A 26278-nucleotide genomic window follows, 5' to 3' on the forward strand; every position below is an offset into this window, starting at 1 on the left:
CGCATCCAAGGATAGCGCAAGCTATCAATAATAGGCAGTATCTTCTGAGCAGAACCAAGTTTTTCCATTCAGTCGACAAGTATATAATGCATAACGAGGCAAGGGAATCTATGCGAGTGAAAGGAGCATGAATGCGCTACAAACAGGCGTTGTTGAATAAATTTGCTTGTATATGAAGGCAAATTTATCTAAGTTTGTTCACTATTTTTTAAATAATACATTATAATTATGTTGCAATTGAATTATATCCGTGAAAACAGGGATACGGTTATCGAAAGATTGGCTGTCAAGCATTTCAAGGAAATTGGATTGGTCGACGAAATCATCAGTTTAGATGAAGATCGCCGTAAGATCCAAGCGGAATCTGACGCCCTTTCGGGAGAAGCTAATGCGGCAGCAAAACAGATTGGAGATCTGATGCGCCAAGGAAAAAAAGAAGAAGCTGAAGCCGTTAAATCGCAATCGTCCGGATATAAAGAGCAAGTAAAGCAACTGTTGGATAAATTGGGAGCGATTGAAATTGAGTTGAATGATAAGATTGTACAATTGCCTAATTTACCCCATCAATCTGTTCCCGTTGGTGTAAGCGCTGATGATAATGAAGTCGTATTAACAAATGGAGAGATTCCAGCTTTATCAGAAGACGCGTTGCCACATTGGGAATTATTAAACAAATATGATATTGTGGATCTGGAGCTCGGAGTAAAAGTTGCGGGAGCCGGATTTCCAATTTATAAAGGCAAGGGGGCAAAATTGCAACGTGCATTGATCAATTTCTTTCTGGATCAGGCGGCTGAGCAAGGATATGAAGAGGTACAAGTGCCGATCTTGGTGAATGAAGATTCAGCCTTTGCTACAGGGCAATTGCCAGATAAGGAAGGGCAGATGTATTATGTCAACAATGACAATCTATACTTGATCCCTACGGCAGAGGTTCCCGTAACCAATATTTACAGAGATGTGATTGTGAAGGAAGCGCAGTTCCCGATTAAGCATTGTGCGTATACGCCATGTTTCCGTCGCGAAGCGGGTTCCTATGGTGCCCATGTACGTGGTTTGAACCGTCTGCACCAGTTTGATAAAGTTGAGGCTGTACAGATTGTTCATCCGGAAAAATCGTATGATGTGTTGGAAGAAATGAGCTTGTATGTACAAGGTCTGCTTAAAAAATTGGAACTACCTTATCGTGTGTTGCGTTTATGTGGTGGCGATATGGGCTTTGCTTCTGCATTGACTTATGATATGGAGGTATATAGTTCTGCCCAAAAACGCTGGTTGGAGGTTTCTTCTGTATCTAATTTTGAAACGTATCAAGCCAACCGACTGAAAGTACGCTTCAAAAATTCTGAAGGAAAAATGCAATTAGCTCACACATTAAATGGGTCGGCCTTAGCCTTACCACGTATTGTTGCGGCTATTTTAGAGAATAATCAAACAGATAAAGGTATTCGGATACCAGCTGTTTTGGTACCTTATACCAAATTCGAATATATTGATTAAGCGAACGAATTAAATAACAAATTTCTTAATCGGGATTTGTGATAGAAAGAGACTCTACCTGAACAGGTAAAGTCTCTTTTTTTTGGAATAACTCGATTTAAAATAACTTTAGAATCATTATAAATTGCATCTTTTTTTGTTGTAAAAAATGAATCAATCCTTATGTTAATGTTTTCTTATCACATTGTTAATGTTTTGTTAAATATGAGTGATTCCGTATAAAATTCTGTTTTGAATTTGTTTGTTGAGTTTTTATTCTAAAATGAATCTCCCGTTTGAATTTGTAAGATACTGCTGTCTTTATTGCAGTATTTTTTGTTTTTGCTGCTGAATGTTAAAAAACTTGTAAAAGCAACTTTGGCTTTCTATATTTGGAACCGCTAATAAAAATCGCACTAACTATTATTTACTGTAAATGCTGAAAGGAGCAAATTTTACAGCTGAGTATTTTCAACGGATGACTCTACATCTACCTAGGGTTGACTTTTCCAATAATATTTTCAACTGTTACCAACTGAATGGCGATATGCTGTTTTGCGTATTGTTATTTATTGTCTAAGCAATGTATGTTTAGACAGTTATGTTAACGGATATAATTTATATCAATATAAAGGACTAGAAAAATAATAAAATTAACTAACTAAAACATGAAACAAACATTACTAAGTTTTCTTGTTGGTGGAATGATCCTGACTTCGGTCGCATTCGCACAAGAAAAGAAGATTAGTGGTCGTGTTACATCTGCTGATGGTAAAGCAATACCTGGGGTGACAGTGGTTGTACAAGGGACTAATCAGGCGACACAAACAGATACCGATGGTAATTATTCCCTGAATGTACCTGCAGGCAAAGTTGTCGTCTTCCGTTCAGTTGGTTTTGACGATAAAACCATTATTGTTAATAACAATAGCACTGTATTCAATGTTTCTATGGAGAACCATGACAATGCATTGGAAGAGGTTGTTGTGACTGCAAATGCAATCAAAAGAGAAAAACGTTCTTTGGGATATTCAGCACCAACAATTAAGAGTGATGAACTGACAGAGGGACGTAATTCCAGTGCAATCAACTCTCTTGCAGGTAAGATAGCTGGTGTGAACATTACGTCTACATCAAATGCTCCAGGTAGTTCTTCACGTGTGGTATTACGTGGTGGTTCTTCTATCGCGGGAAATAACCAGGCTTTGATCGTTGTTGATGGAACACCTATTGATAACACAAGTAAAGTTGGTGGAACAAATGATCTAGCTAGTGTTGATTTTGGTAACCGTGGGAATGATATTAATCCCGACGATATCGAATCGGTAACAGTATTAAAAGGTCCGGCTGCAGCTGCACTATATGGTTCAAGGGCATCAAATGGTGCGTTGATCATTACGACAAAAGGCGGTAAAAAGGGTGCAAAAAGCTCGATTACATTTAGCTCTACAAATACATTGTCTTCTATTTTGAAATTACCGGAATTTCAAAATGAGTACGGACAAGGTTATGCAGGTTATGATAGCAAAACTGGCGAATTCAGTGGCTATGTAAATGACCCTAGAGAAAATGGATCTTGGGGTGCTCCTTTCACAGGTGAAATTCAAGAATGGGGTCAGGAGATAAATGGTGTACGTCAGAAAAAGGCTTATTCAGCGGTAAAAGACAACGTTAAAGATTTCTTTGATCTAGGTATTGCTTCTGACAACAACCTAAGTTTCTCTGGTGGATCGGACAAATCAACTTTTTATTTAGGGTTGAATGCTTTGAATTCAAATGGCGTTTATCCAGGTAAGAAAGATAATTATAACAAGTACGGTGTTCGGTTTAATGGAACAACAGAGTTCTCCGATAAATTTAGTGCTGGGGTATCTGTGAATTATAACCGCATCAATAGCAACAATATTGGTGGTGGTCAAGGTCCTGGTTCAGTTTATAATAATTTATTGCAAACACCTAGGGATATTGATATTGTTGGATTAAAAGATCTATCTAATCCATACAATGCACATGGATATACAGATGCAAACGGTGTTGTAAACAATGATCGTTACGGTTATTATGGATCTTACACAATGAATCCATACTGGATATTGGCTAATTACAACAATTACAATGATGTAAACCGTATCACAGGTAATTTCAATCTGAACTACAAACCATTAGAATGGTTAACATTCCAGGAGCGTATAGGTTTAGATAATTATACGGACCGTAGACGGACAGAATCTCCAAAATACAGTTTTATACCTGTTGATACTAAATCAGGTAATTACTCAAGTTCAAATATCCGTTCCAATCCCGGACAATATCGTATTGATCAATATAACGTCAATGAGATTGTACACGATTTTATGGCAACAGCTACCCATAAATTTAACGATGATTGGGATGCTTCCTTTATGTTAGGTAACAATATTCGTCAGCGTAAAACATCGAATAATATTACCGCTACAAATGCGAGTGGTGGACTTGTGGTTCCAGGTTGGTATAATCTGTCAAATTCTAATGGTCCATTGGATCTGATCGAAGACACTTGGAGCAATCGTCGTTTAGTGGGAGTTTATGGAGACTTAAATGTTTCTTATAAAAATATCGCGTATTTACAAGCAACTGCAAGAAATGACTGGTCATCAACTTTACCAAAGAAAAATAACTCTTTCTTTTACCCAAGTGTAAGTGGATCATTCGTCCTGTCTGAACTCTTTAAACCGGAATTGAAAAGTAAGTTCAATTATGCGAAATTACGTGCAAACTGGGCTCAAGTTGGTTCGGATACAGATCCTTATCAGTTAATTACGACTTTCGCCCGTAGTGAGGTTAATAGTGGTTTCGGAAAGACAACTTTCCCATTTGGGAATGTTTCTGCCCTGATGTCAAGCAATACCATAGGTAATGCAGGATTGAAACCTGAAATCACTACTTCGTTTGAAGTTGGTACTGAATTGGGCTTCTTTAATAATCGCTTATATGCTGATTTTACGTACTATAACAACAATTCGAAAAATCAGATTTTGAGCATTCCAATTCCTCTTTCAACTGGTTATGGATTAGCGTTGGTAAATGCAGGTAAAGTTCAAAACAATGGTGTTGAATTAACATTGAGAGGTACTCCGGTTAAAACGGACAACTTAACTTGGGAATTATACGGAACTTTTACAAAGAATAACAGTAAAGTTGTCGAGCTAATGCCTGGTGTGGAGCAAGTTTCAATAGGTGGTTTTTCAGGGATGAATATTGTCGCTGCGGTAGGTCGTCCATATGGTGAATTCTATGGTGTTACAAACGCAACAGACGCACAAGGTCGTACTATTGTTGATAAGGGGTCTGGTATGCCATTGGCTACTGATAAACCGCAATACTTTGGGACATACAATCCAGACTTTCAGGCATCTTTAGGAACGAATTTGAGCTATAAAAACTGGTCAATGAGTGCATTGTTCGATACGAAGCAAGGCGGCGTTTTCTATTCGAGAACAAGAGATATCTTAGCTTTCGTAGGTACATCGGCTGAAACAGGCGGTGAACGTATTGGACAAATCTTCCCGAACTCAGTTTACTTGGACGCTGATGGTAATTCTGTGGTGAATACTACGTCAACTTATGATAAAGGAAATTACTTCCCAACAAGAGAGGCTGGTACAAACATCGTAGACGCAACATATATTAAGTTACGTAACCTAACATTTAGTTACAAATTCACTAAAGATCAATTGAAAAATACACCTTTTGGAGCTGCTTCTATTGGCGTATTTGGAAATAATCTATTTATCTGGACTCCAAGTGAAAATAAATACGCGGATCCAGAGGTGAATTCATCGGGTGCTGGCAATGCACAAGGTTTTGACTTTACTGCTCAACCTTCATTGCGTAATTACGGTATCAATGTTAAAGTTTCATTTTAATCGCAAGTAAAATATGAAAACCATAAAATTTAAAAATGCTAAAAAGCTTTTAGTTTTAGCTTTAATTGGCACATTGGGGCTGACGGGATGTAATAAGTTTTTGGATATCAATGAGAATCCGAATAACCCCGAAACAGCTGCTCCAAATTTATTGTTACCGACGGTTGAAGCTTCAATCAGCCAGGTTGTAGGAAATACATTTCAGGTATATGGTAATATTTGGGGACAATATTGGACTCAGAATCCAACCTCTTCTCAATATAAAGCCATAGATCAATATAGAATTACTAATACTTCTATGGATAGAGTTTGGTCAATTATTTATAGAAACACGTTAAATAATGCCGAATTGATCATTAAATCCAAGGTAGCAGATAATGATAACTATAAGGGAATCGCTTATATTTTAAAGGCATATACATTTCAGGTTGCAACAGATGCATTTGGAGATATTCCATTATCTGATGCGTTGAAAGCAGACGGAAATTTGAGCCCGAAATATGAGGCACAAGAAGTTGTTTATGATTCAATCTTCAATTATATTGATAAAGGATTGGCTTTATTGGCTACTAAACAAGCTGTCCCTGTGACGAGTCAAGACATGATCTTCAAAGGAGATCTTGATAAATGGAAGGCTTTTGCTAATACGTTGAAATTAAGAGCATATTTACGTATCTCAGGTGTTAATGAAAGTAAAGCTTCCGCAGGGATTAAAGCTCTTTATGCAAAAAATGTAAGTTTTTTGAATGAAGATGCTACGATTACTTATACGACTACTGGTGGTAATGAAAACCCGTTTTACAACGAAATGATCGGGCTAAGTAGAGTTCAGAATGTCGTTGCTAGTGGAACCGCTGTTGAAGCTTTTGCGAGAAATAACGATCCTAGAAGATTTGCTTTTTATGAAAAAGTTGAAGGAGAGCCAGATACTATCGCTTTTATTCCTCAAGGAACCTATTCTAGTTTCCCTAAAAAAGCAGTCTCGTCTCCATCAGCGAAAGTAGGTGGTCGCGCTAATGATCCAACATCGGCTGTTGCTCCAGTGAAATTGATTTCAGCTTCTGAGAGTTCATTTTTACAAGCAGAAGCTGTTGTAAAAGGTTGGGGTACAGGTAACGCGGAGGCTCTGTATAAAGCTGGTATTACTTCTAGTTTTAAAGCGACAGGAAATACAGCTGATGCAGCTAATTATATTGCCAATGCACCAGATGCAAAAGATTTTGCTATTAAATCTGCTACAGATAAGGTAAAAGCGATTATCACACAAAAGTATTATGCAATGTGCGGTTTTCAAGGATTTGAAGCTTGGACAGAATGGAGAAGAACAGGGTATCCTACTTTCTTCGTAACTTCGGCAGCTTCGACCTTGGGTGCAGGTAGAATGCCATTGCGTCTACCATATGCACTAAGCGAAGCAACGACAAATAGCAATTATCCAGGTAATATCGTTATCTACACTCCGGTATGGTGGGATGTAAAATAATCGGTTATTAGGTTATATATATTAAGAGCGGCAATTTCGGGAGAAATTGCCGCTCTTTGGTTTTTATATATTAGGACAATCCGAACATGCTTTTATCTTTATGTTTTTTGAAATCGTTTTTGAAGTTCCACATTTATCGGTTATTGTACAACTAATAATCATTAAACCATCACGTGCACCTGCGGGGAAAGAGCCTGCTTCTATCTCCACAGAATTTGAGTTTTTACCAGATATAATTCTCCCGCCGCTAACAGACCAAGATTGGGATACAACATCTTTAGCATTGTATAGATTGTATTGAGAAGAATTGCCGCTAAACACAAAAGTATTGCCAGATATTTCTACGTTTTCCGTGCTACGAGTAGTTATTTTGGATTCAATTCCTTTTGGATTATTATTGGAGCAACTGTTGTAACCTACAGTACCACCATTTGATCCAGTGCTTTTTATTGTGACATTTGGACCGTGACTATTTCCAACAATTTCTAGGTCCCCTTTTACATACCAATATACAGGTTCATTGATGGTATAGCCAGATTTTGTTTTATATGAAATGCTTTGAGTCGATCCTAAGCACATTTCAGGTTCTCCATCCAATAACATTAGCGGTGTTGCAGTTATTTTGCTGTGTTTTATATGAATGCTTGTTTTTTCATCAAAACCATTGGAAGCAGCTGTAAAACCTATGTATTTGAAACATTTATCTGGCGTGAATTTTAGTGTGAGTGTTGCTGACTGTTGACGGTTAATATCAAGAGGGCCTTGTCTGTACCATCTAGTCTGAATATCCTCACTTCCTTTGTTTAGTTCACTAATATTGGAGACTAGAGTAGCTCCAGAAATGTCTTTTAATGTGAAGAATTTTATTTCTGGAAAGTACGATTTACTGCTAACAGCGAGAAAGCTTTTTTTATCGATACCGACGATATCTAGGGGTATTGAGATGGTATATTCATTACCTCGCTGAAAATCACCTTTAATAACCCCATTTGCGTGAGTGTATGGGTCTAAATTTATATTTACAGATGTATCGTTCTTTCCATTGGACATATTCCCACTACTAACATAGAAAATATTAGCTTTCATAGCGTCTAGCGTGATTTGCTTATTATCAATAAAGCCACTTAGTGATTGAGCTGACCCACCGCTAGTTGGTATATTGGCGGCTTTTAAAGATGTTTTAGTTTGATTCAGGTTTGAGTCTAATTTATCCATATTTTCATTCTTTACACAGGAAAGAATAGATAATACTGATAATAAAGTTGCGGCTAGTTTAATTTTCTTCATGTATTTTTTAGTTTTATTATTTTTCTAATATATAAATATTTGTGATTTTAATGATTTTTTATATTGTTTTTTGTTTTAACTATTTACTAAGTATGTGTTATAGAGAATGTTTAATTTCTTAAAGAAGTGAGTGGTTTGTCTAAGTGATAATATTTTAATAGGGTGTTATATGAGATTTTTATGTGGATGGTCGCTGGCTAGATATAATTGATCTGCTCAGCTACTACATTTTGTAATGTTTATAGCTTTTTGACCATTGCTTGGGAATTTCGTTGGCCGATATTAGATAAAGATGAGAGGTTTTATAAGTAATGCTACCTTTAGGCGAGGGAAATGCAGCTGGTGAACCTATGTTAAAAGCCGTTGTTGTGGCCGCTATCTTCAATGCGGGGAAATCCATTGATGCGAGTTTAAATTCCGCTTTGATAAAACGTGCGACAAAGGGGGGAAATCAGATGAAATTAGCGAACAGTAGCGGTAATTTACTTTGATTCAAAAATATATCGCATTCTTTGCTGCATCAGGTGAATCTATTGAGATGTACAATGATGTCCGCCGTGGAAAGCAAATGATGAAAACCTTGTTGAGTTGAAAAATCTAGGTAAATTTTCATTACGTTAACCATATAGTAATGATGATACAACAAAGAATCCAAATGTTCAGGTAGCATACGATAATGGACAATACGTAGATACTGAAAATGTTTGCTGGGCAGACGGGACAAGTTAGTCGATCGATTTAAAATTATAAATTGGAAAGCGGTCTCGAAAGAGGCCGCTTTTTCTGGGTTTAACTCATTTTGAGATAAACAGATAACAACTAGTGATATGAGTGGTGCTAGTTTTGCCCAGATCAGGGACAATGGGACTTTTCGGTGTATGTCAAGATTATCCCCACTATAGGAATTGCGTTGACTGCATAGAAGGAAATAGCGAAGCCGGGAGCTCCTCGTGTAGCGGCAAAGGGGGATGTGTGTGTTCATAACGAAGAGTTTATTTAGGTTTTTTAGTGAAGCAAGTTGTAGGGATGTATATAGATGTCTTCTAGCAATAGTTCGGTTTTTCGCTTTGGTAGTGTGATTTTGCGCTGTGTCTGATTGGTTTCGCGCTTTGGCGAAATTATTTCGATCAAGGAGAAAATGAAAAATCCTTCGGTCTGTCTGATAAACTCTTTGGACTGTTCCATTTCGCCACAAGGAAGTATGAAACGGACTTAGGTCGGAATCATTTCGACCAAGGAGAAAATGAGAAATCCATTAGTCGAAATTGAAAAGTCTATGGACTGTCTGATAAACTCCTTGGACTTCTCTATTTCGCCACAAGGAAATATCAAACCGATCGGAGGCAGAATGATTTTTTTCTGTGACTGCAACAACATTCCACTGTGTCAAATCGTCGAGATGATGCGGGAAATGACAGTAAATATGTGGCGTAAGGAGCTGTACCAAAATAAATCAAGTCGGAATCTGAGATGGATAGTTCCCAAATATATTTAAAATTGTTCTATCGCTATCTAGTTCCCATATGACAGATATCTGGTTTTAGTCACCGCAAGTGTTAATTTCCGAATGAATGCTGTTACCATTGATTAAATCATTGAAGGTATATTCCCCATCAATATGTATGAGCCAAATATTTTCATAATATTATTGAATTCTTCGAAACTATATGAGATTGTACTAAATGGGGAATGTTACTTTAAAATGATTTTGTTTTAAAAATAATTAACTGTTTTTCAGTATGTTATATTGGTTTGTGAATTAATTGTTATCACAAAGTTATGCTTGCATTGTAAAAGTTGAAAAAAGTTATAATTTTGTATTTAACATTTTTTAACAAACGGAAACAATCTGGTGAAAAGCATGTTACTAACTATAAACACTTATATAAATTATTGGAAAGCATATTACTAACCATAATATTTGTCAAAGAACAATAGACATCTTTTAATAAACATAAACATATGAAACACAAATTACTCAGTTTATTCGTGGGTAGTATGATCCTAACTTCTGTGGCATTCGCCCAAGAGAGGAAGGTGAGTGGTCACGTTACAGGAGTGGATGGAAAACCACTAGCTGGAGTGACAATCGCAGTTCAAGGATCAAATGTTGCTACTCAAACGGATGCAAATGGAAATTATTCCATATCCGTACCTAATGGAAAGGTTTTGGTTTTTCGCTCAATCGGATACAGCGATAAAACATTAATCGTTAAAGAAGGACAATCAGCTTTTAATATTTCACTTAGTAATGATGATCATGCTCTCGATGAGGTAGTTGTAACTGCTGTAGGTATTTCAAGAAAGAGTAAATCTTTAGGTTATGCTACCACAAATATCAATAATGAAGAGATAACAAGAACTTCTCCTGTGAGTATGTTTGATGGGCTTCAAGGCAAGATTGCTGGAGCAACAATTACTTCTCAATCCGGTGCTCCTGGGGCTTCGACTAAGGTGATATTGCGAGGATACTCTTCTATTGGAGGAAATAATCAACCATTGTATGTTATTGATGGTGTTCCAGTCAATAATACTTCTTTAGGCTCTGCAGGATCTACGAGGTCAGCTGATTACGGAAACCAAGCCAATGATATCAACCCTGATGATATTGAATCCATTAATATTCTTAAAGGAGCTGGCGCAACAAGTTTATATGGTTCTCGTGCTGCAAATGGTGTAATTGTAATAACCACAAAAAAAGGAAAAGCGGGCAAGATAAAAGTTGATTTGGGTACTTCAGCAACGTATTCAAGTATTCTAATGCTGCCGAAATTACAAAACACTTTTGGCCAAGGTTGGTCCGGTGTGTTTTCATATATAGAGAATGGTTCTTGGGGACCAAAATTTGATGGTATTGATCGACTTTGGGGAAATGTTGTTAATAATCAACAACAAGTCAAACCTTATGTTGGTTTAAAAAATAATATTCGTGATTTCTATACAACAGGAAGTGAATATAATACCAATGTGGCCGTAAGTGGAGGAACTGAGGCTTCGACTTTCTATTTATCATATGGCAATATTTCTAGTGATGGTATTGTTCCAACTGATGCTGATTCTTATGGAAGGAATTCGGTAAGTCTGCGTGGAAGTACAGTTTATAATAAGTTTAAAGCGTCCGCTTCATTGAACTATGTAAATCGTCACCAGAAATTTGTTGCTACTGGTCAAGGGTCGAATACGGGCGCAACAATGTTTCAGGAATTGATTCAAATTCCGAGAGATATGAGTATCATAGATTTTAAAGATTATAAGTATATTTTTAATAATTTAGATAATTATTTTACTCCTTATGCTCAAAACCCTTATTTCGTTTTAAATGAAAATGGTAACAACTATAACAGTGATCGTTTTTACGGAAACACAGAGTTAAATTATGAGTTTACTGATTGGCTATCGGCGACTGCTCGTGTGGGAGCAGATTTGACCAATGTGAGAATTAAGGATTGGCAGGCAATTAGCAGACCAGATCCCACTAGTCCTAATTCATCTAGGCAAGCTGATGTTGGTGGTGTTACAGAGGATAGTAATTACCTAGGGGAAATAAACGGGGATTTCTTATTGAATTTCAAGAAAAACATCTTAGAAGATCTTACTTTCGATGGATTATTGGGCTATAATTTTAATCAGCGAGAGACTCGACTTCATAATTCATCAGTTGCTGGTTTAACAATACCTAATTTTTATTACCTGTCAAATTCTTCAAATGCACCTGTTACAACAGTAAATATCACCAAAAGGCGATTAATGGGGGCTTATGCACAAGCGAACTTTGGTTATCGAAATTATTTGTTTTTAACCTTGAATGCGAGGAAAGATTGGTCTTCAACACTTCCTATAGGAAAGAATACTTTTTTCTATCCTGCGGCTAATCTAAGTTTTGTTTTATCCGATTTAACGGATCTTAAGCCCTACGGTGTGAGTTTTGCGAAATTTAGAACAAGTATTGGTAGGACAGGTAATGATGCGAATGTTTATCTTTTGCAATCTGTGTTGACGCCTGGTAACGTGGCAATGGGCTTTGGAAATGTTATATTTCCTATCGGAGGTGTAACAGCTTTTGAATTAGGAAATACAATTGGAAATAATAATCTAGAACCTGAATTGACGACAGAGTATGAATTTGGAACGGAATTAAAATTTCTTAATAATCGTTTAGGAGTTGATTTTACTTTCTATAATAAGGAAACCGACGGTCAAATTTTGAGTATTCCAATCGCAGCGACTTCAGGATATACATTTCAGGTTGCAAACTTTGGGTTGGTCCGTAATAGAGGCTATGAGTTAACCTTATCAGGTACTCCAGTGAAAACTGATAAGTTTAGTTGGGATATGACTTATACTTTCGCTCAAAACAGGAATAAAGTGCTTGAGTTACCCGATGGTTTAGAACAAGTATCTATTTTTTCTGGATATGACGTTGATTTCGTAGCCATCAAAGGCAGACCGCTTGGAGTTTTCAAAGGTCCAACTGAAAAAACAGATCCGAACGGTAACATCATCGTAAATCCTGATAATGGTCTTCCTTTGCAAGCCGATGAAAAAGTGGAATATGGAACGAGTCAAAGAGATTATACAATGGGCTTGGTAAATACATTTAAGTATAAAGATTGGGCATTTGGATTCTCTTTCGACTTTAGAAAAGGTGGACAGTTCTGGTCTTATACTTCTCAATTGAACTATTTTGTTGGAAACGCACAACGTACAACATACAATGATCGTAATACCTACATTATTCCTGGTTCTGTAAACGAGATTAAAGATGGAGATAAGGTTGTCGGATATCAAGAAAATACTACACCAATTGCGTATGGAGATATAGCTAATTATTGGAGTAATGGACAAAATACACAGTCAGTTTCAAGAAATTCGGTATTAGATAAAACTTCTCTTCGTTTGAGAGATGTAACTCTATCGTATAACTTGCCAAAATCTGTTGCAGCGAAGATTAAAGCTGATCGTGTATCATTAGGTGTATATGGTAGAAACCTATTCTTATGGTTACCAAAATCTAATACAGTTATTGATCCTGATGCAAGTACATACAATAATGACTTAAGAGGCGAATTGGGTGAATTTGGTGCAGGACCTACGACACGTTCCTACGGCGCGTCTTTAAAAGTGTCATTCTAAAATTTAGACGTTATGAAATTAAATATATTAAATAAAACTAAGATATATCTTTTAGTAGCCCTTTTAGGGGTGGGAATTACCAGTTGTGACAAAGCTTTGGATATTAATACGGATCCAAACAATGGATCGTTAGAGCAAGGAACACCTGAATTGGTATTTCCGGCAGCAGTAGCATCTACGGCAGGGTCGATTGGTACAGAATATGCGATATTAGGAGGTATTTGGTCGCAGTATTGGACGCAAAGCCCAGTTGCTGCACAATATAGAACTATTGACGCTTACGAAATCAACTCTTCTGATTTTAATAATTCCTTTGCCGAAGCGTTTGCTGGAGGATTGAACGATTATAATTTCGTTATTAATAAAGCAAAGGAATTGAACAAGCCGAAATTTGTCTTGATGGGAACTGTAATGAAAGCCTATACTTATCAGATGCTATTAGATATTTACGATCAATTGCCGTACTCTGAAGCCTTTCAAGGAGCAAATAATTTGCAGCCTAAGTATGAAGATGGTTACACTGTTTATAAAGGCTTGCTTGCCGAAATTGATGCTGCTCTATCAGGCGATATCACGCAAGGGGGAGTTGCTGTTGGGGATCTAGTCTTTGGGGATAGAACAAGAGGCTGGGAAAGTAATATGGATTCATGGGTAGCATTTGCCAATACGCTTAAGCTAAAGTTTTACTTAAGAATGGCTTATGTGCAACCCGCGGAGGCCGAAGCTGGTATTAAAGCGCTTTATTCTTCGGGCGCAAAGTTTTTAACTATCGACGCTTCAATGAAAGGCTTCGAAAATGCTGAAAATAAAAGCAATCCGTTGTATGAGTTTAACTTCAGAAAATTAAATATTAATACCAATTTGCGGGCAAGTAAAACTTTTATTAGCTGGTTGCAGGCAAATGGAGATCCACGGATTGACTTTTACTTTTCTAAAGTTGGATCTAATCCATTTTTAGGCAATAACCAAGGTGATTACGCTAATCCAGATCCTGCTTTAGCAAATGTTTCCGTAGCAAAGATTGCAGCAAATGCAGATGCTAAATTTATCTCTTCAGCCGAATCCTATTTCTTACAAGCAGAAGCACGAGAAAGATATTTCGGAGGTAATGGCGGAAAGGACGCATATGAGTCAGGTGTTACTGCAGCTTTTAGAGATGCAGGTTTTGAATCTGCTGCTGCTACTTTGTTGGCCGGAAACTATAAGTATAAAATGGGGGGAACCTTCGAAGAGAAACTCGAACAGATTATTGTTCAAAAATGGGCTTCTCTTCCTGGGAATCAGGCTCTCGAAGGTTTTATCGAGAAAAATAGGACTGGTTACCCTAAGACTAGTATAGTATATTCTACTGATTTGAATTATATACCAGGACAATTCGTAGTTTCTAAAACAAGTAAAATTGGTAATGCGCTACCTAAACGTATTGTTCTTCCAGATAGTGAGCGAAAAACGAATACTAATACTCCTCCAATTGTTCCAATTACAAACAAAATTTGGTGGGATAAAAAATAATTACATTCTAAAGTAATTCTATATGAAAAGATATCTAATAATTATAACCGTGTTTGCGGTACTTTTTACCTCATGTAAGAAAGATACTGAAAATGTATCGTTTGTGACAACTTTTGCTGACTTTGATATGAAAGGTAACCAATATCAATCTTTGGTCGTTGGGCAGAAATATGTCGAACAAGGTGTGTCGGCAAAAGAAGGCGAAAAGAGCCTAGAAATTATTACTAGGGGAGTTGTTGACGAGTCTAAGGCTGGCGTTTATGAAATAACATACTCGGCAATTAATAGTGATAATTTTCCTGGAAGCGTAAAGAGGTATGTTGCAGTGTTGCCATCTACACCAACTGTTGATATATCGGGGAGTTTTTTCTATAAGGCCAATCCGACGTTTACAACGACAATGACTAAATTGGCTCCCGGATTTTATACGTTTGGCAATGTTTGGGGGGCAAGTGTTATTCCCGCATACATATTGTCTACTAATGGCGTTGATTTAACATTACCACTATCTCAGTTAAGCGGCTTTGGAAGAGTTCAGGGTACAGGAAAAATAGCAGGGAATGAAATGACTTTGATGGTTGATTTGTTGGATCAGGGAATATCTAATAGAGCTAGAATTTGGGTGAAAAATTAAATTGCAATATTATGAAAATCAAAAATATAACGTTTTTTTTCCTCCTTATCTTGGGAGGAGTAATAGCTTCTTGTCAGAAAGAAGAAGAGATTGGGGGAACTGCTACGCAGAAAGCTTCGGGTGATTGGTTTGTCAGATACTCCGATGATGGAGGAAAGACGTTCCATGCAGATTACCTTCATTTTGCAACTTATAATTCTGCGGCAAACAAGTCAAATGAGCTTTGGTTAGATGATTTGAAGACCTTTTGGGAAATGAAAGGTCTTGTAACATTGGATTTAAATAGTCTCACTTTTAAGGGAACAAAAGTGAAGGAAGTTTATAATAATATTACCTTCGATGTTGATGGTAAAATTCTCGAAGGAGCAGCTAAAGGGCCAGGCTCAAAAACCCCTACTGATTCCATTTATATGAAAATTGAATTTTCAGATGATCCTGGAACCGAGTATATTCTTTCAGGTTATAAAAGGACAGGATTTTTGGAAGATGAGCATTAAAAGGATTTGATCTTTTAGGCTTTATACTTTCTACCTTTTCAAGCACAGTAATGATGATGTCATTTCATTACTGTGCTTTTTTTTGAAATATAGAATATTTAAATCTGTATTTTTTTTATCAGGTTATACCTTCTCCTGCTATTAATTATTTTGTGTACTTGAGCTGCTAATCGATCATTAAAAAACAATTTTGGATTGCTGTTACAATTCAAAATTATTTTTTAATTATGTAATTATTTGTTTGTGTGTTGATTATGTTTTATTTCGTGAAATTTTATTCTAAAAATATTATGTATGCATTGCAAATGTGAAAATATATTTTAATATTTGTTTGACATATTTTTAACATTAGGGCCGCCCAATGATTAACAATATGAGACTAACTAGAAATCACACTTAAATTATTGGAAAGTAAAAAACTAACCAAAGTGTCTTTCTTCATTGCTAAGTAAATATATTAATTTAAATAAACGTAAACATATGAAACACAAATTACTCAGTTTTTTCGTGGGTAGTATGATCCTGACTTCAGTAGCGTTCGCGCAAGAGAAGAAAGTAAGTGGTCGTGTAACCGGTGCTGATGGCAAGCCATTGGCGGGTGTTACAATCGCAGTACAAGGATCGAGCACAGCTACTCAAACAGATTCAAATGGTAATTATTCATTATCTGTGCCAACAGGTAAAGTAATTGTATTCCGTTCGGTAGGATTTGCAGATAAAACAATAATCGTTAAGGAAGGACAGTCTGCCTTTAATGTGACCTTGGATGATTCTAATAGAGAATTGGAAGAGGTTGTCGTGACTGGTTATGGTCAAAGACAAATCAAAGATTTGACTGGTTCACAAGGTTCTATTAAAGGGGATAAAATCGCTGCTGAACCGACTTTAAGTTTTGAACAAGCTATGTCTGGTAAAATGGCAGGTGTACAAATTGGTTCGACAGGGGGTACTTTAGGTGATGGTATGTCTGTGCGTATCCGAGGAGTGAACTCAATTTCCTCTAGTTCATTACCTTTATATGTTATTGATGGTGTTCCAATGAATGCTGTTGAAAATGTTAATACATTTAATAGTGGTGATGGTACTCGTTTTAACCCAATGGCAATGATTAACAGCAATGACATTGAATCAATTGAGGTATTAAAGGATGCAGCTGCTGCGGTATTATATGGTTCAAGAGCGGCAAATGGTGTTATCTTGATTACTACAAAAAGAGGTAAAAATGGTGTTTCAAGTATTAGTTTTGAATCAAAGATTACCTCGAGTAAAGCCTCTAAATTATTGAATTTACTAAATGGTGATCAATATATTGAAATCAATAATGAAAAAGCAAGGAATGCAGCCTCTAAATTTGGTGGAGTAAATATTATTGCAAAAGAAAGTGATGTCGACGGAGATGGAGTCAATGACCGTACAAATTGGCTGGATGAAGTCTATCGCACTGGAGTCGGTTACGATAACTCATTGTCCTTGAGTTCAGGAAATGATAAGGGAAATTTTTATGCTTCAGCTAGATACCTAGACCAAAAAGGTATTATCTTAAAAAACCAGCTCAAGTCTGGCCAAGTTAGAATAAATGGTGATATTAAGCCAGTTAAATGGTTGAAAGCAGGGGTATCGTTGTCATATTCAAAAACGGCGAATGATGGTATCTTAACAGATCGATACATAGCTGGTGCTACTGTAGCAGCGCTTAATGCTTCGCCTATTGTTGCGATTCGTAATCCTAATAATATAATTGGTTATAATTTGGGTGCGAATGGGTATCTCGGTAATGGAAATAATGTTTCTAGCTTGGTTGCGAATGGGACAAATGTAGCCTTAATAGGGAACGTAGCAAATCCTGTAGCAACATTAATGGCGCAACTGAACCAAAATACTCCAGAACAGATTTTAGCTAATGGTTATCTCGAGGTTCAACCTATTGCTGGCCTAAAAATTACAAGTAAATTTGGTATTGACTACTTGAATAACTATGAACATCAATATAGTCATCCAAATATTGGAGGATTGGGAACTGCCTATAATGCCTTAATTCAGGATAACTTTAGGAACCGTAATCAGTGGGTTTGGCAGAACTACGCAAACTATGATAAAACATTTGCAGAAGATCATCGTCTTTCTGTGACGTTGGGAACTGAATATCAGTTTACCAAAGAAAAAAATGTGTATGCAAGTGCAAATAATGTCGGCGATGTTTATTTTACAGATATCTTAGACAATACCTATACTGGCACAGATCCTAGAACAGGTGATATTTTGTTAGCATCAGGTGGTAGCTTATTTTCCAATGGATTGGAATCTTATTTTTCAAGAGTTGGATATGGCTATAAGAATAAGTATCTGGTAGATCTAGCATTCAGAACTGATGCGTTTTCGGCATTTGGAGCCAACTCAAAATGGGGGTATTTCCCTTCTGCTTCACTTGGCTGGGTTGCCTCTGAGGAAGATTTTATCAAGCAATATGATTGGCTTTCTTATTTGAAACTTAGAGCGAGTTACGGTCGAGTAGGTAATTCTAGAGGAATTGGATCCTATGCTTCAAGGGATTTATATCAAGGGGGAGCTTATGCTTCTTTAAATGGTTTTTCCTCATATCAAATTGGAAACCCGAATTTGAAATGGGAAACTTCAGACAAGTATGATATCGGTTTGGATTTTAACATTGTTAATAATAGGTTCAATTTCGTAATTGACTATTTCTACAACAATATCTCAGGTCTTGTATTGAAGGCGGAACCGCTCTATACCACAGGTGTACCGTCAACGGTACTTGGATCGCCAGGTGCTGTTTTTACCAATATTGGCGCAATGACAAATAAGGGTATAGAATTCACATTCAATATGAAGACAATGGAACGGGGGGACTTTACCTGGAATACTTCGTTCAATTTTACAGCAATCAGTAATAAAGTCAAGTCTTTAGTAACAGCAAATACAGATATTATTGATGGAAATTCTGTTGCGAGTATTGGTAAATCTTTAGGAACTTATAAATTAGTGCGATGGGCTGGAGTTGATGAAGCAACAGGAAATCCAATGTGGTATGGTAAAGATGGTAACATAAAAATGTTTAATCCAGATACACAAACTTGGACGCAAGATGGTAAGAAAATCGCTGGTTTAGTTGGTGATGATGCAGTTTATCTTGATAAAAGTGGCTTACCTAAGTACTATGGAGGCCTAGATAATAATATTACCTACAAAAAATTCGATTTTGGTGTTTCTATCGTTTATACTGGTGGTTTTTATGTTTATAATGCAACAAGAAGTTCTTTATTGACAAACCAATTTCTAAATAATACAACAGAGATATTAGATCGTTGGACCGCACCAGGGCAGAAAACAGATGTACCGCGATTATTTCTAACTGATAATACAGCGAACAGAGCTTCAGATAGATTCTTGGAAAAAGGTGATTTTATCCGTGTTAGAACGATCAGCTTAGGTTATAACTTCGGAGGTGAGACTTTAAATAGGGTTGGGATTAAGAATTTAAGATTATTTGCTCAGGTATACAACCCATTCCTCATTACAGGTTATAAAGGGCAAGATCCAGAAGTTAACTCCAATAGAAATAATTCCAATATAGCAATTGGTGTGGATAATAGAGCTGTACCACAACCTAGGACTTATACATTTGGATTAAATGTTTCACTTTAATAATTTTTGACATGTTAAAATTAAAATATATATTGATAGGGTCTATTGCTTTTGCATCATTATTTTCCTCTTGCCAGAAGCAAACATTCGAGAAGCCATATTCATACTTGGAACCTGAAGAGGCATTTTTAAATGCCGAGCGCATTGCTAAAACTGCCACGGGGATGTACGATGCGCTTCAAAATAGGGATTTTTTAGGAGGGCGTGCATTAATTTATGCTGATATTCGTGCTATAGACTGTAGTGCGGGACCGTATTTTGTAAATGTTCCAAACTATGAAAATTTAACATCAAATGACCTGATGGTTCAGGCTGGATTTGTCGGGGGCTATAGGACAATTTATGAGGCGAATTATTTTTTAAAGAATATTGAAAAATATAAGGGAAGGGCGACTCCAGAAGATGAAGCAAAATATATTGCCGAAGCTAAATTTATTAGAGCTTTATCTTATTTCTATATTGTAAATCTTTGGGCACAACCATATAAGTTTACAAATGAAGGTTCCCATCCTGGTGTTGCATTAGTATTAAAGGCTGTTGATCCTAATAACATTTTTGATGCTTCTAATCAGGTGCCGAGGAATACTGTAAAAGAGGTTTATGATCAGATTATAAAAGATCTAAATGAAGCTCTTCCTGCTTTGCCAAAAGTTCCTGCGACTGCAACTGGCCGAAATATTTCAAATGTAGGACGTGCTACTCAGGGTGCTGTTAATGGTTTATTAGCTCGAGTTTATTTATATAAACAAGACTATACAAAAGCATTAGAATATGCAAATAAAGTTGTAACATCTAACGAATATACACTAGTACCTGCTATTAAAGATATCTTTACTGATTATACTACAACAGAAAATATGTTTTCAGTAGCCCATAGTGGTGGCGATAACCCGAATACTAACCATTCACTTTCCCAGCATTATTCACCTGGTGGAAGAGCTGATATTCAAGTAAGCCCAATATTCCAAAACCTGATGTCAACAAATGATGCAAGAAGAAAGGATTTGTTAACTACAACTAAAGATGGAATTTGGAATGCTAAATATAATAGTGTTAGCAATTGGGTTCCAATTTTGAGATTTAGTGAGATTTTATTGACTAAGGCGGAAGCTTTAGCAAATCTAGAAACTGGGACAACAGCAAATGTTGAAGCTTTAACATTAGTAAATCAGGTTAGACATCGTTCTGATCCCTCAACTACAGTTACTGCTTCTAATAAAGCAGAATTAATTGCAGCTGTTTTGAAGGAGAGAAGAATCGAATTGGCCTTTGAAGGTCAAGGTATCTATGAGTTTTTAAGGACTGGAAGAAATATCCCTGCTCACGGAATTTTTAATGAGCAAGTTTGGGGATCAAACAAAGTGATCTTCCCGTTCCCATATTCAGAAACTCAACAAAATCCTAATTTGGTACAAAATCCGGGATATTAATACTTTCATTTTTATAACGACAATTGCCATCTCTTACAACAGAGATGGCAATTTTGTTTTCTAGGCCTTTGAATTGACTTTTATTATTACCAAATCATTAATTTTATGTATATAAATTAATAGACTAACAATTTATTAACATTAACTTAATATTGAGAATCTATTTTTACGGCGTTGAAAGAATAGCGCTTATACGATTTAATGAAAACCTATAATGCGCTTAAAATTCATTCATTATATTAGAGATTATTTTATTCCAATGGACTTATCAAGATGTATTCAAGCCACACATGGGGATGAACAAATCTGATAGCTTCATCACAGCTGAAAACAAATCGAGTGAAACGAGCTTATTTATAACAATGAGCCTAAGCACTTGTAAATAAATTAAATAGATGAAAAAGGCACTTTTACTCGCAACTCTGATCGGTCCAGCAGTGGCCATGGCGCAAAATAACAATGCACCGTCAAGTTATGATCCACATGATATCAAAATCACAGGATACCTTCAGACGCAGTTTCAAAAGGCTCAATCGCCGGGAATAACTTCTTTCTCCGGTGGTGATTTTTCTAAGAATTCAGACAATCGTTTCATGATCCGACGTGGTCGCCTCAAGATTGACCGTGTGGATACTTACTCAAGTATTGTATTCCAGCTCGATGCGACACAAGATGGTGTACAGTTAATGGACGCTTTTATTCAATTACGCCACCCTAGTCAGAAAGGCCTGAGCCTGACAGCAGGTCTTTTCAATAGACCATTCGGATATTCTATTGTTTATTCTTCTGGCTACCGTGATTTCCCTGAACGGGCACGTGTTTTCCAGACGCTAATGCCGCGTGAACGTGACCTTGGAGGGATGGTCAGCTACCACCCTGGAGGTAAAATGAAATTCCTGAACTTGGATTTGGCTCTGGTAAACGGAAGCGGCCACTCCGCCAAAGACTACGATTCTAAAAAGGATCTGATTGGTAACCTAGGATTTAAATTCGATAGCCTTGCCGATAAAAGATTGCAGCTCGGATTTGGTGGCTCCTTCTATAAAGGTTCTGTCCGCAACGACACCAAAACATACTACACAGCGATCGCTAATGGTTATACTGCACATACCAGTGATGACAATGAAGGAAAAGCCATTGGTCGAAACTACTATGGTGCAAACTTACAGATTGAACTGGATAATAGCTTTGGAAAATCCAGCTTTAAGACGGAATATGTAGCCGGTGATCAGCCTGGCGTTGCTGGAGGTGCGGATATCAAAGGCCCATATGCGAGCAGAAGTTTTACGACACAGCCCGCTACAGATTTATACCAACGGAAATTTAATGGTTATTATCTTTGGCTTACCCAAGAAATCGCAAAAACAGGTGTTACAGCTTTATTGGCTTACGATGTGTATGACCCCAATACTAAGGCAAGTGGTATGACCATAGGAATGCCTGATAATTTTACGGCGGATGGTGATGTCAAATTTAGCACATTGGGCTATGGTGTCGCTTATCAGATCAGTAATAGATTAAAACTTACGGTATATAATGAGCATGTGACCAATGAAAAAACGAGTTTGAAGAATTTTTCTGACGATCTGAAAGACAATGTTTTTACAACCCGATTGTTATACCGCTGGTAAAATGTACCGGTTAATTTTATTGAATGTTTAAAAATAAAGCAAACTCTCTGACTTAGGCAGGATATTTGATCATGTGGTGAAATAAATGACTTGGGTTTTGAAAAGAGAAATTGCATGAGAATAACATTCCTATTTTTATTGTTTTTGTTTTTTGCTTCCTGTACAGGGAAAAAAGACATTGGACAATTCGATAGCCGGACAGAGATGCTGGCTCATATCCGTAAACTTTCGCCTCAGGATCGGGCGAACTTTTTTAAACAGCAGGTACAATTGATTGATACTGCCTTAGCGAAGGTAAAAGATCAAACCATTTATTTTAGCTTTTCAATGGGATTATCTTCAGGTGATCCCAAGGAAGTTAATTGGGATACGGTAAACTGGAATCGTATGGATATCCAAAATAAGGCCTTTGTTATTCCTAATCCCGATACACTGAAAGCTGCATTTGAAAGCTATGCCAATACACTCAAAGCGGTACAAAGTTTTGGTATTCCACATTCATCATTTGAGCTAGATGCTACCGACGATAAAATATCGGAAACAGGACAGCTCTCAACCTCATTTAAACAGCTGTTCCAGGGAAATACCCGCCTTGATTCATCCAAAGTTGGCCTTTTGCCGGTTAGTCAGGCGCTTGTGGAAATAAAATATCAACTTCCAAATGAATTAGACTCTTTGGTAATCGCTCCAAATGCCAAAACGGTGAAATATATGGGCTACGATTTAACGATCGATACGATTAGTCCACAGGGGATAGAACTCGATCTACCGCTGGATTTATATTACAACTATCTTGGTCACCGGGGAGAAACTCCAAATGATAAACTGGTGGAGTCTAATTCTTATTCGGCGATGCCACTTTATGGACTACATCCAGAGATTCAGAAACAGGCGAAGTCGGCTGGTCAGTTGTTTCAAAAATTCCAAACCGCAGCGGTAGAGGATGGCATGCTTGACCGCTTTGAGCCTCAGTTTACTGAAGCGATGTTTCAAGGTTTGAAAAAGCTGAATCACTATCAGTCAGCTATTGAGAAAGAACTCAAAGTATTGTTGGGCGATAACAAAAATGCAGATGTATTTGACGTTATCAAAAAGCTTAGAGAATATATTGAATCCAATGGGGAGTACCTAGGGCCTGTTGAACAGCGACTCTCCATCTCATTCCCTTATCCTGTTAAGCAATTCTTATTGTATTTTGGAAAATCAAACGAAACAATTAAAGCAGAACGCCGAATTCCTGTTTCACGTACTGCCTCCTATGGATATATGACCTATTTAGATCAAGAAGCAAAGAAATATGGTATTGTGGACTCCATGGGTAATGTCATTATTGAACCTCGGTTTAAAGAATTGACCCGTAGTAGTCAAGATTATTTCTTTGACTCAAGTGATAGCATTGATTATTTCTTAAATGTGAAAGGTAAAAAGCTGGAACCTGTCAAAGCTGGTTACCGATTTGAGCGGAAGCTTGATGCGGATTTATCCGTATTTAAAAATAAAAAGGAAGATCTGGGTGTGCTTCGCAGTGGACAAGAGGAAATAGTGCCTTTTAAATATACGGCTATAGAAAAACAGGGCAAGTTATTTGTTGCAAAATATACGTTAAGGGGACGCGAGACTTTTGATCTCTATACATTAAAAGGAGATCTTATTGAGACCCCATTATTAAGTACTGTTGATATGCTCGCCGATAGTAGCTTTATGGTACGTAGCAAGTTGCATAAATTCGGAGTTTTAAATACCATCGGAAAACTGGTTATTCCTATGGAATATGATAAAATTGAGGGATTAAAAACTGCGAATTGGGTGTATGCCACTAAAGGTCGGGAGACGTTTTTGCTAAATTATCAAAATAAACGGGTTGATCTTCCCGCAGACCTTAGATATATAGATATCAGTCGGAGCGCCGAAGGCATGATTCCTTTCTCTAACTATGATGGCTATGGTTTTATTGATCTGAACGGAAAGATTGTTATTCAGCCCCAATATAGTAATATTACCGAATTCTACAGGGGGCATGCATTGGTTCGCACTGCAAAGGAGGAGTTGTTCATGATCGATAAAAACAATGGTATCTTCAAAAAAATTGTATTGCCTCCTTCTCCAGATGGTTCTCAACGCTTGGATGTTGCCTTTTCAAAGGATGGTACAGGGTATTTCACCATGGGGGAGATTGTTCTTGACAAGGACGGAAATGTTGTTCATGTTTCTATTGATAACCTCTACTAATAAGACAGGTAGAAACTTAAAAAATCAAAACGGATGAAAAGTAAAAAGATAGGGACTATAGGCATTGCAATCTTATCGCTTAGCATATTTGCCTGTAAACAGTCTGTCAAGCCATACGCAGAAGCCCCATTGCAATTGAAAGGGGTTGATATGAATGTGGATCTCGCAAAATTTCTAAGTAATGAGGATCTTTTCCGGGGTAAAGTCGATATGGTGAATCTCGATGTGGAAGAAAATGAAATCGTACTTGAGCGAAAAAATCTTCCTGATAGCACAGTCTATTATGTTCAATATAATGTCAATTCGAATAAGAATGACATCAATCTGGCGGATTATGGTAGTTTTAAATTTAAAACACTTGAGCTTCTAACAGATCTGGCAGAAAAGGAAGTTTTTGCCTGGATGGCCGAACAGGAGGATGTATCTGCGAATGAGGTGAATAAATTAGTGGATCAGATTGTATTGGATAATCCTGAGGCAACAATGAATTCGAGGGAATTGGAAGGTGTTTCCTCTGGATTGCGCTTGATCTGGCATACCAAGGATAAAGTATTTCAACTTGTAATTCCTGAGATAGAATCCTTGCGCTTTGACCGGAGCAATGAGGAGTATAGTCCTTCCTATGATGACGATGGTAATCCTATCGAACCGAAAGAGACGTTTAGCAAGGAACAGATCATTACTTTGTTTAAAGACAAATTAAAGGATTCAGCAAAAAATAAAATTACATTCTTTATCGCTAAACCTCAGTTTGATGAGTGGTTCCGTGATAACTCACCAAGTTCGCGAGGAACGATGACCCGATATGATTAGTATCCTCACGTGATATTTTTTCGGATACGGCTTAAGGAAGAAGCTGTAATCCCCAAATAGGAGGCCAGCATTGTTAAGGGGACACGATTTGCCAGTCCGGGATAGAGCTTTAGAAATAGCAGATAACGTTCCCTGGCATCAAGATTCATCATAGTATTTGCTGTTTTCAATTTGCTTTCAATCACAAACCCATACAGCTTGGCCATCAATAAGGGCCAGATTTTGATTTCTTTTTCTAACAACAGGAAATTATTGATATCAAGACTCCATAGCTGTGCATCTGTTACGGATTCGATATAGTCATTGGAGGGGGTACGATCCAGAAAACTTTGGAAATCCCCGATAAAGCGGCCTTCGTAAATAAAGTATCGTGTAAAATCATCACCTTTATGATTATAATAAAGGGAGCGAAATACACCACTTTCTACGAAGGCGATACTGTTGTTAACCTTTCCACAGGTGACAAAATAGCTGGCTTTTGGAATGCTCTTCTTTTCGAATGCCTGCCTGATTAGACCTTCCTCCCGCTGATCAAGCTGACCAAATTTTCGGATAAACGCTAAAAGCTGTTCCATATTGTTT

15 protein-coding genes are annotated in these 26278 nt (G+C 37.1%); 13 read left to right on the plus strand and 2 right to left on the minus strand.

Going from position 1 to position 26278, the window contains the following annotated elements; translation table 11 throughout:
- Positions 1-228 precede the first annotated feature (228 nt).
- The 3 genes from serS (at position 229) to DFQ12_RS13725 (ending at position 6867) form a co-directional block, all read left to right on the plus strand.
- Entirely contained in the window at positions 229-1500 is a 1272-nt protein-coding gene (serS, locus tag DFQ12_RS13715) for a serine--tRNA ligase (RefSeq protein WP_120259624.1), read from the plus strand.
- 647 nt (positions 1501-2147) lie between these two features.
- Entirely contained in the window at positions 2148-5384 is a 3237-nt protein-coding gene (locus DFQ12_RS13720; protein ID WP_120259625.1) for a SusC/RagA family TonB-linked outer membrane protein, read from the plus strand.
- A gap of 13 nt (positions 5385-5397) precedes the next feature.
- Positions 5398-6867: a SusD/RagB family nutrient-binding outer membrane lipoprotein gene (locus tag DFQ12_RS13725; RefSeq protein WP_244211744.1), complete on the plus strand. Its 1470-nt coding sequence runs from the start codon at positions 5398-5400 to the stop codon at positions 6865-6867.
- Between the two features lie 63 nt (positions 6868-6930).
- Here the strand turns inward: DFQ12_RS13725 and DFQ12_RS13730 are convergent, their stop codons facing one another.
- Positions 6931-8154: a hypothetical protein gene (locus DFQ12_RS13730; protein ID WP_120259626.1), complete on the minus strand. Its 1224-nt coding sequence runs from the start codon at positions 8152-8154 to the stop codon at positions 6931-6933.
- A gap of 311 nt (positions 8155-8465) precedes the next feature.
- Here DFQ12_RS13730 and DFQ12_RS13735 point away from each other — a divergent pair, with 311 nt between their 5' ends.
- From DFQ12_RS13735 to DFQ12_RS13785, 10 genes are all read left to right on the plus strand, one after another.
- On the plus strand, positions 8466-8645 hold the full coding sequence (locus tag DFQ12_RS13735; RefSeq protein ID WP_120259627.1) for a hypothetical protein: 180 nt from the start codon (positions 8466-8468) through the stop codon (positions 8643-8645).
- Positions 8646-10116: 1471 nt separating this feature from the next.
- Positions 10117-13287: a SusC/RagA family TonB-linked outer membrane protein gene (locus DFQ12_RS13745; RefSeq protein WP_120259629.1), complete on the plus strand. Its 3171-nt coding sequence runs from the start codon at positions 10117-10119 to the stop codon at positions 13285-13287.
- A 12-nt stretch (positions 13288-13299) separates the two neighbouring features.
- Positions 13300-14799: a SusD/RagB family nutrient-binding outer membrane lipoprotein gene (locus tag DFQ12_RS13750; RefSeq protein ID WP_120259630.1), complete on the plus strand. Its 1500-nt coding sequence runs from the start codon at positions 13300-13302 to the stop codon at positions 14797-14799.
- A 22-nt stretch (positions 14800-14821) separates the two neighbouring features.
- The gene (locus tag DFQ12_RS13755; protein WP_120259631.1) at positions 14822-15433 is read left to right on the plus strand and encodes an immunoglobulin-like domain-containing protein; all 612 of its coding nucleotides are present in this window, start codon (positions 14822-14824) and stop codon (positions 15431-15433) included.
- Between the two features lie 11 nt (positions 15434-15444).
- Positions 15445-15930 (plus strand): lipid-binding protein, encoded by a 486-nt coding sequence (locus tag DFQ12_RS13760; protein WP_120259632.1) that lies wholly within the window; start codon positions 15445-15447, stop codon positions 15928-15930.
- A gap of 480 nt (positions 15931-16410) precedes the next feature.
- Positions 16411-19593, plus strand: coding sequence for a SusC/RagA family TonB-linked outer membrane protein (locus DFQ12_RS13765; RefSeq protein ID WP_120259633.1), 3183 nt, complete (start codon positions 16411-16413; stop codon positions 19591-19593).
- An 11-nt stretch (positions 19594-19604) separates the two neighbouring features.
- Positions 19605-21023, plus strand: a complete 1419-nt coding sequence (locus DFQ12_RS13770) for a RagB/SusD family nutrient uptake outer membrane protein (RefSeq protein WP_120259634.1) — start codon at positions 19605-19607, stop codon at positions 21021-21023.
- A gap of 395 nt (positions 21024-21418) precedes the next feature.
- The gene (locus DFQ12_RS13775; RefSeq protein ID WP_120259635.1) at positions 21419-22654 is read left to right on the plus strand and encodes a porin; all 1236 of its coding nucleotides are present in this window, start codon (positions 21419-21421) and stop codon (positions 22652-22654) included.
- Positions 22655-22768: 114 nt separating this feature from the next.
- Positions 22769-24883: a WG repeat-containing protein gene (locus tag DFQ12_RS13780; protein ID WP_120259636.1), complete on the plus strand. Its 2115-nt coding sequence runs from the start codon at positions 22769-22771 to the stop codon at positions 24881-24883.
- Between the two features lie 33 nt (positions 24884-24916).
- Complete coding sequence (locus tag DFQ12_RS13785) at positions 24917-25696, plus strand: hypothetical protein (protein WP_120259637.1); 780 nt, start codon at positions 24917-24919, stop codon at positions 25694-25696.
- A 5-nt stretch (positions 25697-25701) separates the two neighbouring features.
- On the opposite strand, the gene DFQ12_RS13790 is transcribed toward DFQ12_RS13785, so the two are convergent.
- Positions 25702-26271 (minus strand): Crp/Fnr family transcriptional regulator, encoded by a 570-nt coding sequence (locus DFQ12_RS13790; protein WP_120259638.1) that lies wholly within the window; start codon positions 26269-26271, stop codon positions 25702-25704.
- Positions 26272-26278: the final 7 nt, after the last annotated feature.

Origin of the sequence: Sphingobacterium detergens (assembly GCF_003610355.1) — a bacterium.
GTDB classification, from domain to species: domain Bacteria; phylum Bacteroidota; class Bacteroidia; order Sphingobacteriales; family Sphingobacteriaceae; genus Sphingobacterium; species Sphingobacterium detergens.

Bases quoted from the DNA above. Each gene is read 5' to 3' on its own strand.
- DFQ12_RS13730 (WP_120259626.1), bottom strand. From the start codon at position 8,154: ATGAAGAAAATTAAACTAGCCGCAACTTTATTATCAGTATTATCTATT.
- DFQ12_RS13780 (WP_120259636.1), top strand. From the start codon at position 22,769: ATGAGAATAACATTCCTATTTTTATTGTTTTTGTTTTTTGCTTCCTGT.
- DFQ12_RS13750 (WP_120259630.1), top strand. From the start codon at position 13,300: ATGAAATTAAATATATTAAATAAAACTAAGATATATCTTTTAGTAGCC.
- DFQ12_RS13725 (WP_244211744.1), top strand. From the start codon at position 5,398: ATGAAAACCATAAAATTTAAAAATGCTAAAAAGCTTTTAGTTTTAGCT.
- DFQ12_RS13735 (WP_120259627.1), top strand. From the start codon at position 8,466: ATGCTACCTTTAGGCGAGGGAAATGCAGCTGGTGAACCTATGTTAAAA.
- DFQ12_RS13760 (WP_120259632.1), top strand. From the start codon at position 15,445: ATGAAAATCAAAAATATAACGTTTTTTTTCCTCCTTATCTTGGGAGGA.
- DFQ12_RS13785 (WP_120259637.1), top strand. From the start codon at position 24,917: ATGAAAAGTAAAAAGATAGGGACTATAGGCATTGCAATCTTATCGCTT.
- DFQ12_RS13755 (WP_120259631.1), top strand. From the start codon at position 14,822: ATGAAAAGATATCTAATAATTATAACCGTGTTTGCGGTACTTTTTACC.
- DFQ12_RS13775 (WP_120259635.1), top strand. From the start codon at position 21,419: ATGAAAAAGGCACTTTTACTCGCAACTCTGATCGGTCCAGCAGTGGCC.
- serS (WP_120259624.1), top strand. From the start codon at position 229: ATGTTGCAATTGAATTATATCCGTGAAAACAGGGATACGGTTATCGAA.
- DFQ12_RS13765 (WP_120259633.1), top strand. From the start codon at position 16,411: ATGAAACACAAATTACTCAGTTTTTTCGTGGGTAGTATGATCCTGACT.
- DFQ12_RS13720 (WP_120259625.1), top strand. From the start codon at position 2,148: ATGAAACAAACATTACTAAGTTTTCTTGTTGGTGGAATGATCCTGACT.
- DFQ12_RS13770 (WP_120259634.1), top strand. From the start codon at position 19,605: ATGTTAAAATTAAAATATATATTGATAGGGTCTATTGCTTTTGCATCA.
- DFQ12_RS13745 (WP_120259629.1), top strand. From the start codon at position 10,117: ATGAAACACAAATTACTCAGTTTATTCGTGGGTAGTATGATCCTAACT.
- DFQ12_RS13790 (WP_120259638.1), bottom strand. From the start codon at position 26,271: ATGGAACAGCTTTTAGCGTTTATCCGAAAATTTGGTCAGCTTGATCAG.